Here is a 12,786-nt window from a genome sequence, read left to right as displayed (position 1 = left end):
GGCCCGGGGGCGGCGGGGGGGGGGGGGGGGGGGGGGGGGGGGGGGGGGGGGCGGGGGCCCCCCCCCCCCCCCCCCCCGCCCCAAAAGTCACTTCTCCTTCGCCGCGATGATGCCGCCGGCGAGGCTGGCGGGGATGCGGTTGCGCCAGGCGCCGCCGTCCACTTGCGTCACGAAGTCGAGCACCGCGCGGTTGAAGGCGTCCGGGTCCTCGAGGTTCATGGTGTGGCCGCATTTCGGCATCACCAGCAGCGCCGAGCTCATGATGGTGCGCTTGAGGTAGATGCTGGCTTCCAGCGTCGGGTCGTCCTCGTCGCCGGCGATGATGAAAGTCGGGACGGTCATGCGCGAAAACCCGTCCTTCAGGTCGAACAGGTTGGGGCGGCGGCGCTGCACGCCGTTCATCGTCAGCGCGGAGCCTTCCGTGCTGTGCTCGCAGAGCTGCTGGACGAATTCGGCATAGCCGCGCGGGTCCTTCTCCTCGAAGACAAGGCGCGTCGGGCCGCGGCCATAGGTCTTGCCGAACACGGCCATCGTCTCCGACCGGATGCGGGCGATGGCGGCATCCGTCTCGGCGTGGAACTGCGCGGTCTTGCCGGGGGCGGCGCCATAGCCGACGCCGGCGGCGACGAGGCTGCGGCAGAGATCCGGGTGGCGCAGGCCCATATGTAGCGTGGCGAAGCCGCCCATGGACAGGCCGACCACATGCGCCTTGCCGAGGTTCAGGCCCTTGATCACCGCGGCGATGTCGTCGGTGGCGCGGTCCTGGCTGTATTTCTCGGGGTCCGAGGGAACCTCGGAGGGCGGGTAGCCGCGCGCGGCGAAGGCGATGCAGCGGTAGCGGCGCGCGAAGAAGCGCAGCTGCATCTCCCAGCTGCGATGATCGCCGGCATATTCGTGCACGAACACCATGGGCGTGCCGGAGCCGGCTTCCTCGTAGTGAAGGTTGACCCCGTCATCGGTGCGGACCGTCGGCATGCTCTCCCCCGTCCTGTGGCGGGCGGCACCATGGCGGGGGCGCGACGGGGCGGCAAGCAGGCCGGAGCTGTGCCCGGCAGTCCTTGACGTTCCGCGGGGCCGGGCGCATCTAGCAATCAGGACCAGGGTGGTCCGCTTTGACAGGGCGGGAGGGTCCGCGTGCTGCGGGTCTCTAAGCTGACGGATTACGCGGTGGTGGTGCTCAGCCGGCTCGAGGCGGAGGGCGGGGTGCAGACCGCGCCGGGCCTTTCGGCCGGAACGGGCGTCGCCGAGCCGACCGTCGCGAAGGTCTTGAAGATGCTGTCGCAGGCCGGGCTTGTCGAGGGCCAGCGCGGCCCGCGCGGCGGCTACCGGCTGCTGCGGCCGCTGGCCGCGGTGCCGCTGTCCGACGTGATCGTGGCGATAGACGGCCCGATCGCGTTGACCGCCTGCGTGGATGGCGGCTTCGGCCTGTGCGAGGCGGAGCATGTCTGCCCCGTGCGCGGCCGCTGGGACCCGGTGAACGCCGCGATCCGCGATGCGCTCTCCGGCATCACCGTCGCCGAGATCGCCGCCCCGAAGCCGATATTCGCGCCGCCCGCCGTCGCGGCCGCCGAGTAGGAACGGAAGAACAATGCCAGCCGTCACCGAGACGCTCGAGACCGTCCAGTCCGTCACCGACTCCGGCTACAAATGGGGGTTCGAGACGGACATCGAGATGGAGTTCGCCCCGAAGGGGCTGAACGAGGACATCGTCCGCTTCATCAGCGCGAAGAAGAACGAGCCGGCCTGGCTGCTGGAATGGCGGCTGAAGGCCTTCGCCATGTGGCAGAAGATGGAGGAGCCGACCTGGGCGGCGGTGAAGTATCCGCCGATCGATTACCAGGACGCCTACTACTACGCCGCGCCCGTGCAGAAGGTGAAGCCGAAGTCGCTGGACGAGGTGGATCCCGAGTTGCTGCGCACCTATGCGAAGCTCGGCATCCCGCTGAAGGAACAGGCGATCCTGGCCGGCGTCGAGGGCGCGGGCGACAGCCCCTCCGACAGCGGCCGCATGCCCGTCGCGGTGGACGCGGTGTTCGACAGCGTCTCGGTCGCGACCTCCTACAAGGAGCGGCTGGCGAAGGAGGGCATCATCTTCTGCTCGATCAGCGAGGCGGTGCAGGAATACCCCGAGCTGGTGAAGCAGTATCTCGGCTCCGTCGTGCCGCAGGGCGACAACTTCTATGCGGCGCTGAACAGCGCGGTCTTCACGGATGGCAGCTTCGTCTACATCCCCAAGGGCGTGCGCTGCCCGATGGAGCTGTCCACCTATTTCCGCATCAATGCGAAGAGCACCGGCCAGTTCGAGCGCACGCTGATCATCGCGGACGAGCGCAGCCACGTCAGCTACCTGGAAGGCTGCACGGCGCCCATGCGCGACGAGAACCAGCTGCATGCCGCGGTGGTGGAGCTGGTCGCGCTGGATGATGCGACCATCAAGTACAGCACGGTGCAGAACTGGTACCCCGGCGACAGCGAAGGGCGCGGCGGCATCTACAACTTCGTGACGAAGCGCGGCGCCTGCCGCGGGGCGCGGTCGAAGATTTCGTGGACGCAGGTGGAGACGGGCAGCGCCATCACCTGGAAGTATCCCTCCTGCATCCTGCAGGGCGACGACAGCGTCGGCGAGTTCTACAGCGTGGCGATCACCAACAATCGCCAGCAGGCCGATACCGGCACGAAGATGTTCCATATCGGCCGCAACACGCGCAGCACGATCGTCTCGAAGGGCATCAGCGCCGGGCGCGGCCAGAACACCTATCGCGGCCTGGTGAAGATCAGCCCGAAGGCGCATGGCGCGCGCAACTTCACGCAGTGCGACAGCCTGCTGATCGGCGACCAGTGCGGCGCGCACACGGTGCCCTATATCGAGAACCGCTGCATGACGGCGAAGGTGGAGCACGAGGCGACCACCAGCCGCATCGCCGAGGACCAGCTCTTCTACTGCCGCCAGCGCGGCCTCAACGAGGAGGAGGCCGTGGGCATGATCGTCAACGGCTTCGCGCGCGAGGTGCTGAAGGAGCTGCCGATGGAATTCGCGGTGGAAGCGCAGAAGCTGCTGGCCATCAGCCTCGAAGGCTCCGTGGGCTGACCTCGCCGCGCGACAGGAAGACGGAAGACCAATGCTGAAGATCGAGAACCTGCACGCCACCGTCGAGGGCAAGCAGATCCTGAACGGGCTGACGCTCGAGATCCCCTCGGGCGAGGTGCATGCCATCATGGGCCCGAACGGCTCGGGCAAGTCCACGCTGAGCTACGTGCTGGCCGGGCGCGAGGGCTATGAGGTGACGGAGGGTTCCGTGACCTTCAACGGCGTGGACCTGCTGGCGATGGAGCCGGAGGAGCGCGCGGTCGCGGGCATGTTCCTGGCCTTCCAGGCGCCCGTCGAACTGCCGGGCGTGGGCAACGCCAACTTCCTGCGCACCGCGCTGAACGCCATCCGCCGCGCGCGCGGCGAGGCGGAGATCGACGCGATGCAGTTCCTCAAGCTCGCGCGCGCCCGCATGAAGGTGCTGAACATGCCGGAGGAAATGCTGAAGCGGCCGGTGAATGTCGGCTTCTCCGGCGGCGAGAAGAAGCGCAACGAGATGCTGCAGATGGCGCTGCTCGCGCCGAAATTCGCGGTGCTGGACGAGACGGACAGCGGCCTCGACATCGATGCGCTGAAGCTGGTGGCGGATACGGTGAACAGCCTGCGCGGTTCGGACTTCTCCGCGCTGGTCATCACGCACTACCAGCGGCTGCTGAACCACATCGTGCCGGACCGCGTGCATGTCCTCTCCGCCGGGCGGATCGTGAAGTCCGGTGGGCCGGAACTCGCCGAGGAGCTGGAGGCGGCGGGCTACGCCGGCGTCCAGGCGGCGGCATGACGGCGGTGGCGACGACCGGCGCGGCGGCCTTCCTCGGCCGCTATGAGGGGCTGCGCACGCGCCTGCCGGGCGCGCGCCTGGCCTGGGTGGAGGCGCTGCGCGACAGCGCAGCCGATGCCTTCCGCGCGAAGGGCTTCCCGACGCGCCGGATGGAGGCGTGGAAATACACCGACCTCGCCGCCGTCACCGGCGCCGCCTTCGGCGAGCCGCTGACCAGCGTGGACGACGCCCCTGCCCTGCCGCCGGCGGCGCATCCGCGCGCGGTCTTCGTGGATGGCCGCTTCCGCCCCGACCTCTCGACGCTGGACGGCGCGACCGCACAGGTGGAGAGCCTGGGCGCGGCGCTGCCGCGGCTGGAAGGGCGGATCGGCGCGCTGGCGCGCCCCGAGCAAGAGCCGCTGGCGGCGCTGAACACGATGCTGTTCGAGGACGGGCTGGTGATCGAGGTCGCCGCGGGCGTTGCCGGCGGCACGCTGGAGATTCTCTCGCTCGCCGCCGAGAGCGAGCGCGCGCCGGCCTTCCATCCGCGCCACCTCGTGCGGCTCGGCGCCGGCGCATCGCTGACCATCATCGAGACCGCGACCGGGCCCGCCGCCGCGCGCTACCTGCACAACCCGGTCTTCGAGATCGAGGTGGCCGAAGGCGCGCGCCTGGCGCATGGCCGGCTGCAGCAGGAAGGCCATGAGGGCATCTTCCTCTCGACCGTCTATGCGCGCGTGGCCGCGGGCGGCACCTATGACAACTTCACGCTGAATGCCGGCGCGAAGCTGGCGCGCAACGAGATCCATGTGGCGCTGACAGGCCCCAAGGCGGAAGCGCACATGAACGGCGTGCAGATGGCCGGCGACGGCCAGCATGTGGACACCACCACGTCGCTCGATCACGCCGCACCCGATTGCAGCAGCCGCCAGACCTACAAGACGGTGCTGGCCGGCCGTTCGCGCGGCGTGTTCCAGGGCAAGATCCATGTCCACCAGGTCGCGCAGAAGACCGACGGCTACCAGATGAACCAGGCGCTGCTGCTGAGCCCGGATGCCGAGATCGACAGCAAGCCGCAGCTCGAGATCTACGCCGACGACGTGAAGTGCAGCCACGGCGCGACGGTGGGCGAGCTGGATGCCGACCACCTGTTCTTCCTGCGCAGCCGCGGCATCCCGGAAGCCCAGGCCAAGGCGATGCTGGTGGAGGCCTTCCTGACGGAAGCCGTGGAAGCCGTGGCGGACGAGCCGATCCGCGCGGCGCTGGAACAGGGCGTCGCCGGGTGGTGGCAGCGCCAGGGCGTGGTTGCGTGATGGACGGGCACATCCCCGCGCTCGATCTCCGCAGGATCCGGGATGACTTCCCGATCCTGTCGGAGAAGGTGCGCGGCAAGCCCTTCACCTTCCTCGACAGCGGCGCCTCGGCCCAGAAGCCGCGGCAGGTGATCGGCGCGATGGTGCGCATGATGGAGACGGCCTACGCCAACGTCCATCGCGGCGCCTACCACATGAGCGAGATGGCGACGGAAGCGTACGAGGCCGCGCGCGGCGCGGTCGCGCGCTTCCTGAACGCTGGCGACGTGCGGGAGATCGTCTTCACCAAGTCCAGCACGGAGGCGATCAACCTCGTTGCGCACAGCTATGGCCGCGGCGTGCTGAAGCCGGGCCAGGCGGTGGTGATCAGCGAGATGGAGCACCACGCCAACATCGTGCCCTGGCAGATGGCGCGCGATGCGCATGGCATCGAGCTGCGCGTCTGCCGCATCACGGATGCGGGCGAGCTCGACATGGACGACCTCGCGGCCAAGCTTGCGGATGGCAGGGTCGGGCTGGTCGCGGTGACGCACATGTCGAACGTGCTCGGCACCGTGACGCCGGCCGAGCGCATTGCCCGCATGGCGCATGAGGCCGGCGCGAAGGTGCTGTTCGACGGCAGCCAGGCCGCAGTGCACCGGCGCGTGGACGTGCAGGCGCTGGACGCCGATTTCTACGTCTTCACCGGGCACAAGCTCTACGGCCCGACAGGCATCGGCGTGCTCTACGCCAAGGCCGCGCTGCTGGAGGAAATGCCGCCCTTCCTCGGCGGCGGCGACATGATTTCGGAAGTGACCTTCGAGCGGTCCGTCTGGGCGCCGATCCCGGCGAAATTCGAGGCCGGCACGCCGCCGATCGTGGAGGCCATCGGCCTGCACGCCGCGATCGACTACGTGCAGTCCATCGGCATGGCGGCGATTGAGGCGCATGAGCGCGCGCTGGTGGACCGCGCGATGGCGAAGCTGCCGCATGTGGAGGGGCTGACGCTGCTCGGCCGCGCACAGGATCGCGGCGGCGTCTTCGCCTTCGCGCTCGACACCGCGCATGCGCATGACATCGCGACGCTGCTCGATCGCGCCGGCATCGCGGTTCGCTCCGGCCGCCACTGCGCGGAGCCGCTGCATGAGCGCTTCGGCGTGGAGAGCACCTGCCGCGCCTCCTTCGGCCTCTACACGACGCCGGAGGAGGTGGATCTGCTGGCGGAGGCGCTGCGGCAGGCGCGGGAGTTCTTCCGATGACCCGCTCCGATGGTCGAAGGGCGCAGCGGCGGCACGCCGCGAGCACCGCAGAGCTGAATCGGAGCGGCAGATGACAGACCTCTTCGGCGACCTGCGCGACCTCTACCAGGAAGTGATCCTCGACCACGGCCGCAAGCCGCGGAACTTCCGGCGGCTGGACGACGCGACGCTGACGGCGCGCGGCGACAACCCGATGTGCGGCGACCGGATGGAGCTTTTCCTGCGCACCGCGCCGGACGGCCATATCGAGGACGCGGCGTTCCAGGGGCGCGGCTGCGCGATCTCCATGGCCTCGGCCTCGCTGATGACCGAGACGGTGAAGGGCAAGACGCCGGCGCAGGCGAAGCAGATGGGCGAGGCCTTCCGCGAGCTGGCGATGACCGGCACCTGCCCGCATTGCGGCGCCGACATCGCCGATGACATGGAGCGGCTGACGCCGCTCTCCGGCGTGCACGAGTTCCCGAGCCGCGTGAAATGCGCGACGCTCGCCTGGCACACGCTGAATGCCGCCCTCGACGGGGCGAAGGAGGCAAGCAGTGAGTGAGACGCCCACCGCGCCGCCCGAACCGGTGCACGGCGCCTGGACGCCGGACGGCGCGACGGAGCCGCCGGCGCCGCGCGTCTCCGAGGATGGCGTGATCGCCGTGATCAAGACGGTCTTCGACCCCGAGATCCCGGTCGATATCTACGAACTCGGCCTGATCTACGCGATCGAGATCGAGGACAGCGGGCATGTGAAGGTCGAGATGACCCTCACCACGCCCTCCTGCCCCTCCGCGCAGGAATTGCCGAGCCAGGTGGAGGAAGCGGTGCGCGCCGTGCCCGGCGTGACGGACGTCACCGTCGAGGTCGTCTGGGACCCGCCCTGGGACCAGAGCCGGATGAGCGAGGACGCGCGCCTCGCCTTGAACATGTACTGACCGAGGGAGCGGAGACAATGAGCACGACCGCCGACCCGCCTGTCCGCCCGAAGCGCGCGCTGCCGCCGCTGATGCAGCTGTCCGATGCGGCCGCCGAGCGGCTCCGCGGCCTGTACGAGAAGGGCGAGCAGGGCAGGCTGCTGCGCATCGGCGTGAAGACGAAGGGCTGCTCCGGCCTGTCCTATGACCTGACCTGGGTGGACGCCGCCGGACCGGGCGACGAGACCGTGACGGACAAGGGCGTGACGGTGCTGGTGGACCGCAAGGCCTCGCTGTTCCTGATCGGCACGGTCATGGACTACGAGGTGAAGCAGATGTCGGCCGGCTTCACCTTCACCAACCCGAACGAGAAGGGCCGCTGCGGCTGCGGCGAGAGCTTCCACGTCTGAGGCGGGGCGCGGCGACGGGCACTGACCGCGCGCCGCCCCGGCCGCATCACCGGAACACCAGCGTGGGCAGCGCCAGCGTGATCCAGGGGATGTAGGTCAGCACCATCAGGCAGGCGAAGATCACGCCGATGAAGACCGGCAGGTAGCGCATCATCCTGTCGATGCTGGTGCCCGCCACCTGCGCCGCGGCGAAGAGGTTCACGCCGAAGGGCGGCGTGATCATGCCCATCGCCAGGTTCACCACCATGATCGTGCCGAAATGCACGCCGTCCACGCCGAGGCGACCCGCCGCCTCCTGCAGGATCGGCGCGAGCACGATGATGGAGGCCGAGGTCTCCACGAACATGCCGACGACGAAGAGGAACAGGTTCACCGCCAGCAGGTAGGACCCGGCGCTGTCGAAGGTCTCGACCATCCAGGCCGCCGCCATGTCCGGCACGCCCTGGCGGTTGAGCAGCCAGGAGAACAGCGCCGCGCAGGCGATGATGAACATGATCACCGCGGAGCTGATCACCGACTTGCGGAAGATCGGGTAGAGATCGCGCGGGCGGATCTCGCGGTGGATCAGCAGGCCGACGATCAGCGCATAGACCACCGCGACGACCGAGGCCTCGGTCGGCGTGGTGATGCCGCCATAGATGCCGCCGAGCACGACGACCGGCATGAACAGCGCCCAGCCCGCCTGCCTCGTGGCCTGCAGGAAGGGCAGCCTTCCCTCGCCGTCGCGCTTGCCCCAGCCCTTGATGCGGCACCAGACCAGCACGGTGCCGACCAGCATCGCGGCGATCAGCAGCCCCGGCCCGAAGCCCGCCAGGAACAGCTCCGGGATCGAGGTCTGGGTCGAGACGCCATAGAGGATCATCGGGATGGAAGGCGGGATGACCACGCCGAGCTCGGCGGCGGTGGCCTGCAGCGCGGCGGCGAAGGCCACCGGATAGCCCGCCCGCACCAGCGCCGGGATCATGATGGCGCCGATCGCGAAGGTGGTGGCGACGGAGGAGCCGCTGATGGCGGCGAAGATCATGCAGGTCAGCACGCAGGTGGCCGGCAGCCCGCCCTGGATGCGCCCGACGATGGATTTCGCGAAGTCCACCAGGCGGCGGCTGATGCCGCCGACCTCCATCAGGTTGCCGGCCAGGATGAAGAAGGGGATGGCGGCGAGCGGGAAGCGGTCCACCCCGACGAAGAGCTGCTGCGCCGCGACGATCAGCGGGAAGTTCGTGTAGCCGGCGATGCCGACCACGGCGGCGATGCCGATCGCGACCGCGACCGGGATGCTGGCCGCGAACAGGACCAGCATCACGGTGAGCATGGCGCCGCTCATTGCGCGATGCCCTCAGACGGCGGGCGCGCGCTCCGCGCGCTTGCCTTCGCGCAGGCCGCGGTGACGCCGGTCCCTGCAGTTGCATGGTGCGCGGGCCGCCTTGCGGCCTCGGCCCGCGGAGTTGCGGGCCGCCGTTTCCGGAGCGGCAGCGGAGTCATCATACCGCGTTCTCCAGTTCCTCGGCGCGGCGGTCGAGGAAATGCGCGGTCGCGCCCACCATCGCGAAGAGCGCGCCGAGGGGGATCGCGGCATACGCATAGGCCATCGAGAATTCCAGCCCGGCGATGGTCTGGAACTGCACGCGCTCGGTCATCGCCCAGCCGAACCAGAACATCACGCCCATGAAGGAGAGGACGAAGGCGAGCGTCATCGCCTCCACCGTCCGCCGCGCCGCACCGCGCGTGTAGCGGTGCGCGACGTCGATCGAGACCAGCGCGCCGGCGCGCAGCGCCACCGCCACGCCGAGATAGCACATCCAGATCAGCGCGATCCGCACCAGCGCCTCCGACCAGGAGGAGGGCGTCTCGGTCGCGAAGCGGGAGAAGACCTGCCAGGCGCCGGCACCCACCGCGACGATCAGCGCGACGCAGGCAAGGACGGAGGCGACCTCGGTCGAGACGCGGTCGAGCGCCAGCACGGCGCGGCGGACCGCGGCGCGCGGGCCGCCGCCGCGCCCCTGCGCGCTGCCGGCCCAGAGCGCGAGGCCGACCGCGACGACCGTCGCCGCGACGATCACCTGCAGCGGCAGGACGTTCATGGCGTTCATCGGCTCTCCCGCCGAAAGGCAAGGGCGCGGGGGTCGCCCCCGCGCCCGGTGTCACCCCGTGGTGGCGGCGCGGCTCAGGAGCCGGGGCGCCATTCCCGGATGCGGCGGATCAGCGCGCTGTCGAGGCCCTGCTCGATCTGCGCGGAGCCGGCGGCCAGCGCCTGCTGGAAGGCGCCGCTGTCCACCTGCGTCACCACCGTCATGCCGCGGCGGCGCAGCTCCTCCACGCCGGTCTGCTCGTCGGCGGTGACGCGCGCGCGATTGGCGGCCGCCGCGTCGCGCCCGGCCTGCATCAGCGCCGCGCGGTCGGCCGCGTTCAGGCGGTTCACGAAGGCCGGGCTGCACAGCAGCACCGCCGGCGAATAGACATGGCCGGTCAGCGTCAGGTAGCGCTGCACCTGGTTAAGGTTGTTGTTCAGGATCACCGGGATCGGGTTCTCCTGCCCGTCCACCGTGCCCTGCTGCAGCGCCGGCACCAGCTCGGAGAAGGCCATCGGGGTGGGCAGCGCGCCGAGCGTCTGGAAGGCGCGCATATGCACCGGGTTCTCCATGGTGCGGACCTTCAGGCCGCGCACATCGGCCGGCGTGTTCACCTCGCGCCGGTTGTTGGTCATGTGGCGGAAGCCGTTCTCCATCCACGCGACCGCGACGATGCCGCGCGGCGTGAAGCGCGCCAGCAGGTCCTGCCCGATCTGGCTGTCCAGCACGCCGCGGGCATGCGCGGTGTCGCGGAACAGGAAGGGCACGTCGAGGTTGCGGGTCTCCGGCACGAAGTTGCCGGTCGGGCCGGTGGAGGTGATCGTGCACTCGATGGTGCCGATCTGCACCGCCTCGATCGTCTCGCGCTCGTTGTCGTTGCGCTGATAGACGACGCGGTAGCGGTTGTTGGTCAGCCGCTCGAAGGTTTCCTTGAAGGCGGTCGTGCCCGCCCCGTAGTGGCTGTTGATGCCGATCGGATGCTGGAAGGTGACCTGGGTCTGGGCCAGGGCGGGCGTGGCCCCCAACGAAGCCCCGAAGGGCAGGGCCAGCGCGGCGGCCAGCATCAGGCGGCGGTTGATGTGCATCGGCGATGTCTCCCCCCGGATGAACCGCCTTCCGCGGCCCCGGCTGGGCTCCCCTATAGGTGAGGGTCGGGGGGGGGGGGAATACCCCCCCCCCCCCGCGGGGCGGGGGGGCCCGCCCCCCCCCCCCCCGCCGCGATGCGCAGGGTCGCCAGCGCCCTCCCCGCCGGGTGGCGAGGGGGCGCCGCGTCAGAGAACGAAATCCGCCGCCGTCAGCGCGTGCAGGCCCGAGAGCTTGATGATCATGTCCGGCGCGCCGCCGCTGCCGTCGTCCACCTGCACGATGGTGTCCTGCGTGTTCTGGCGGACGCGGACCGAGGCGGCGCCGCCGCCCACGAAAGCCCCGGTGACGAAGGCCAGCGGATCGGCGGCGAGCGCGGAGAGGTCGATGCGGTCGCCCTCGCCGCTGTCGAAGTCGAGGATCCGGTCGGGCGCCGTCGGCGCGCTGTCGGCGAAGCTCAGGTAGCGGAAGAGGTCCGCGCCCGCGCCGCCGAGCAGCAGGTCCACCCCGCCGCCGCCCGTCAGCGTGTCCGCGCCGGCCTCGCCGAACAGCACGTCGATGCCCTCGCCGCCATCCAGGCTGTCGTTGCCGGCGCCGCCGAGCAGGATGTCCCGTCCTTCGTCGCCCAGGATGGTGTCGTTGCCCGCGCCGCCGGAGAGCAGGTCGTTCGCGCCGCCGCCGTCCAGGCTGTCGTTGCCGGCCTCGCCGAGGATGCGGTCGCGGCCGTCGCCGCCGAGCGCCGTATCGTTGCCGGCGCCGGCGATGATGCGGTCCTCGCCCGCGCCGCCATCCAGGCTGTCGGCGCCGAACAGGCCGAGCAGCGTGTCGTCGCCGCCCATGCCGGCGAGGCTGTCGTCGCCGCCGCGGCCGGCGAGGCGCTCGGCGTCGTCGTCGCCGGTGAGGATGCGATCCTCGGCGAAGTCCAGGTTGGCGATGCGGCGGTCGCCCTCGATCGGCGTGTCGGCCGCGTCGAAGGCGGTCTCCGGCGTGCCGTGGAAGGCCTGCATGAAGTCCTGCATCGCCTTCTGCTCGCCGAGCGCATCGGCCGGCGCGACGGCGACGAAATCGAGCGCCTCGTCCAGCGCGGGCCCGAGCGTGCCGTCCTGCAGCAGGTAGCGGAAATTCTCGCCATTGGCCTTGATCGGGTAGCCGTCGCCGCCATTGGCCAGGAAGTTCAGCGTCACCATGCTGATCGTCGCCGGCGCGCCCGGCAGCAGCAGGCCGTTCGCCACCAGCCGCGCGAGGACGTTGCCCGCGGCGTCGATCAGCGACAGGTCGGAGATGCGCTCGCCGGCCGGCGCATCGGGATCGTAGGCGAAGCTGATGCCGCCGATCTGCGGGAAGCGACCCTGGTTGCCGAGCACGGCGACGCCGTGTTCCAGGATCGCCTTCAGCCCGGCCGCGGTGGTGTCGAACACCATCAGCTTGTTGTCGAAGCGCAGCGCGTTCTCGATGTCGAGGGTGGAGACGCCGCCCGTCGGCTTGCCGGCATCGGGGTTCGCCAGCGGCGGCTCCTTCTCGCCGCTGCCGACCGCGACGGAGCCGATCTGCGCGCGGATGCCGCCGCCGTTCTTCAGCGAGCCGACCAGCACGCCCTCGCCCAGCGCATCCTGCGCGGCCCGCAGGTTGGCGTCGGCGGTGATGTTGCCGAGATTGGTCTCCTGGTTGCGGACCAGATTGCGCTCGCCTTCCAGATAGACCTCGGTGAAGCCCCAGATCGTACCGTCCTTGACCGCGATCACCGCGTCCACCGCGTCGGTGATCTGCCTGACCGCGGCGCCCTTGGTGCCGTCCGCGAAGGCGGTGGTGTCGAGATCGGCCTCGTCCACGCCCCAGGCCGCGGCGACGTTCGCGGCCGTCGCCCCCGGGGCGCCCGTCACCCCCGCCGCGCGCCCGCCCCGGGTGGTGCGGCCCGGGCGGGCGGAGGAG

Annotated in this window: 13 protein-coding genes; 8 read left to right on the top strand and 5 right to left on the bottom strand. The window is 70.3% G+C overall.

Going from position 1 to position 12,786, the window contains the following annotated elements:
* Nucleotides 1–87 precede the first annotated feature (87 nt).
* Nucleotides 88–975: an alpha/beta fold hydrolase gene (locus tag AC1MIR_RS25850; RefSeq protein ID WP_480031049.1), complete on the bottom strand. Its 888-nt coding sequence runs from the start codon at nucleotides 973–975 to the stop codon at nucleotides 88–90.
* A 159-nt stretch (nucleotides 976–1,134) separates the two neighbouring features.
* Here AC1MIR_RS25850 and AC1MIR_RS25845 point away from each other — a divergent pair, with 159 nt between their 5' ends.
* From AC1MIR_RS25845 to AC1MIR_RS25810, 8 genes are all read left to right on the top strand, one after another.
* Nucleotides 1,135–1,575 carry an SUF system Fe-S cluster assembly regulator gene (locus AC1MIR_RS25845; protein ID WP_480031048.1) on the top strand — a complete coding sequence of 147 codons (441 nt, stop codon included), beginning with the start codon at nucleotides 1,135–1,137 and terminating at the stop codon, nucleotides 1,573–1,575.
* 13 nt (nucleotides 1,576–1,588) lie between these two features.
* Entirely contained in the window at nucleotides 1,589–3,088 is a 1,500-nt protein-coding gene (gene sufB / locus AC1MIR_RS25840) for a Fe-S cluster assembly protein SufB (protein ID WP_480031047.1), read from the top strand.
* A 31-nt stretch (nucleotides 3,089–3,119) separates the two neighbouring features.
* Entirely contained in the window at nucleotides 3,120–3,866 is a 747-nt protein-coding gene (gene sufC, locus AC1MIR_RS25835; protein ID WP_480031046.1) for a Fe-S cluster assembly ATPase SufC, read from the top strand.
* A complete protein-coding gene (gene sufD, locus AC1MIR_RS25830; RefSeq protein ID WP_480031045.1) occupies nucleotides 3,863–5,158 on the top strand; it encodes a Fe-S cluster assembly protein SufD in 1,296 nt (431 codons plus the stop codon). The genes sufC and sufD overlap by 4 nt, the downstream gene beginning before the upstream one ends.
* Nucleotides 5,158–6,396 (top strand): aminotransferase class V-fold PLP-dependent enzyme, encoded by a 1,239-nt coding sequence (locus AC1MIR_RS25825; RefSeq protein ID WP_480031044.1) that lies wholly within the window; start codon nucleotides 5,158–5,160, stop codon nucleotides 6,394–6,396. Before sufD ends, AC1MIR_RS25825 begins: the two co-directional genes overlap by 1 nt.
* Nucleotides 6,397–6,466: 70 nt before the next feature.
* Nucleotides 6,467–6,940, top strand: a complete 474-nt coding sequence (gene sufU / locus AC1MIR_RS25820) for a Fe-S cluster assembly sulfur transfer protein SufU (RefSeq protein ID WP_480031043.1) — start codon at nucleotides 6,467–6,469, stop codon at nucleotides 6,938–6,940.
* Nucleotides 6,900–7,316, top strand: coding sequence for an SUF system Fe-S cluster assembly protein (locus AC1MIR_RS25815; RefSeq protein ID WP_480031042.1), 417 nt, complete (start codon nucleotides 6,900–6,902; stop codon nucleotides 7,314–7,316). Before sufU ends, AC1MIR_RS25815 begins: the two co-directional genes overlap by 41 nt.
* A 17-nt stretch (nucleotides 7,317–7,333) precedes the next feature.
* Complete coding sequence (locus AC1MIR_RS25810) at nucleotides 7,334–7,705, top strand: HesB/IscA family protein (RefSeq protein ID WP_109873597.1); 372 nt, start codon at nucleotides 7,334–7,336, stop codon at nucleotides 7,703–7,705.
* 46 nt (nucleotides 7,706–7,751) lie between these two features.
* On the opposite strand, the gene AC1MIR_RS25805 is transcribed toward AC1MIR_RS25810, so the two are convergent.
* The 4 genes from AC1MIR_RS25805 to AC1MIR_RS25790 all read right to left on the bottom strand — a co-directional run.
* Nucleotides 7,752–9,017, bottom strand: a complete 1,266-nt coding sequence (locus AC1MIR_RS25805) for a TRAP transporter large permease (RefSeq protein WP_480031041.1) — start codon at nucleotides 9,015–9,017, stop codon at nucleotides 7,752–7,754.
* 169 nt (nucleotides 9,018–9,186) lie between these two features.
* Nucleotides 9,187–9,795, bottom strand: a complete 609-nt coding sequence (locus AC1MIR_RS25800) for a TRAP transporter small permease (RefSeq protein WP_480031040.1) — start codon at nucleotides 9,793–9,795, stop codon at nucleotides 9,187–9,189.
* A 74-nt stretch (nucleotides 9,796–9,869) separates the two neighbouring features.
* Nucleotides 9,870–10,859 carry a DctP family TRAP transporter solute-binding subunit gene (locus tag AC1MIR_RS25795; protein ID WP_480031039.1) on the bottom strand — a complete coding sequence of 330 codons (990 nt, stop codon included), beginning with the start codon at nucleotides 10,857–10,859 and terminating at the stop codon, nucleotides 9,870–9,872.
* 186 nt (nucleotides 10,860–11,045) lie between these two features.
* Nucleotides 11,046–12,786, bottom strand: a 1,741-nt coding sequence (locus tag AC1MIR_RS25790) for a 5'-nucleotidase C-terminal domain-containing protein (RefSeq protein ID WP_480031038.1), incomplete at its 5' end; no start/stop codon positions are given.

The organism is Falsiroseomonas sp. RANM36, assembly GCF_056682175.1.
The sequence above is the reverse complement of the archived record's forward strand: the minus strand, read 5'-3'. Positions and strand labels throughout refer to the sequence as shown.

Excerpts from the sequence above, each read along its gene's own strand:
- sufD (WP_480031045.1), top strand. The coding sequence starts at position 3,863 with ATGACGGCGGTGGCGACGACCGGCGCGGCGGCCTTCCTCGGCCGCTAT.
- AC1MIR_RS25800 (WP_480031040.1), bottom strand. The coding sequence starts at position 9,795 with ATGAACGCCATGAACGTCCTGCCGCTGCAGGTGATCGTCGCGGCGACG.
- sufC (WP_480031046.1), top strand. The coding sequence starts at position 3,120 with ATGCTGAAGATCGAGAACCTGCACGCCACCGTCGAGGGCAAGCAGATC.
- AC1MIR_RS25850 (WP_480031049.1), bottom strand. The coding sequence starts at position 975 with ATGCCGACGGTCCGCACCGATGACGGGGTCAACCTTCACTACGAGGAA.
- sufB (WP_480031047.1), top strand. The coding sequence starts at position 1,589 with ATGCCAGCCGTCACCGAGACGCTCGAGACCGTCCAGTCCGTCACCGAC.
- AC1MIR_RS25805 (WP_480031041.1), bottom strand. The coding sequence starts at position 9,017 with ATGCTCACCGTGATGCTGGTCCTGTTCGCGGCCAGCATCCCGGTCGCG.
- sufU (WP_480031043.1), top strand. The coding sequence starts at position 6,467 with ATGACAGACCTCTTCGGCGACCTGCGCGACCTCTACCAGGAAGTGATC.
- AC1MIR_RS25810 (WP_109873597.1), top strand. The coding sequence starts at position 7,334 with ATGAGCACGACCGCCGACCCGCCTGTCCGCCCGAAGCGCGCGCTGCCG.
- AC1MIR_RS25795 (WP_480031039.1), bottom strand. The coding sequence starts at position 10,859 with ATGCACATCAACCGCCGCCTGATGCTGGCCGCCGCGCTGGCCCTGCCC.
- AC1MIR_RS25815 (WP_480031042.1), top strand. The coding sequence starts at position 6,900 with ATGCCGCCCTCGACGGGGCGAAGGAGGCAAGCAGTGAGTGAGACGCCC.
- AC1MIR_RS25825 (WP_480031044.1), top strand. The coding sequence starts at position 5,158 with ATGGACGGGCACATCCCCGCGCTCGATCTCCGCAGGATCCGGGATGAC.